The sequence below is a fragment of the Planktothrix serta PCC 8927 genome (assembly GCF_900010725.2).
Lineage (GTDB): Bacteria > Cyanobacteriota > Cyanobacteriia > Cyanobacteriales > Microcoleaceae > Planktothrix > Planktothrix serta.
In genome coordinates this window covers 1-220 of sequence record NZ_LR734962.1, presented here as the reverse complement: position 1 = coordinate 220, position 220 = coordinate 1, and the positions used below count along the sequence as shown (strand labels likewise).

1 protein-coding gene is annotated in these 220 nt (G+C 47.7%); it reads right to left on the bottom strand.

Annotation, left to right across the window (positions count from 1 at the left end; translation table 11 throughout):
* Positions 1–220 (bottom strand): hypothetical protein (locus tag PL8927_RS28270; RefSeq protein WP_197047603.1); only part of this gene is annotated, 220 nt, incomplete at both ends.

Below are 220 nucleotides of genomic sequence, written 5' to 3'. Positions count from 1 at the left end.
CGTTAATGTTAAAGGTATCTAAGCTACTACTAACAACGGTATTATCACTGGTATCGCTAACTTGGCTGGCTTCTACCGCAACGCTATAGTTTCCGGCTTCAGCACTATCCCAACTCCCTCCAGGAGCGTCAATACTATAGGTTGCCGTGCGAGGAGTGCCATCGCTATTGGTATCGACACTAACAAAGGTTGCGAGTTGATCAAACCCATTCGGCCCAGT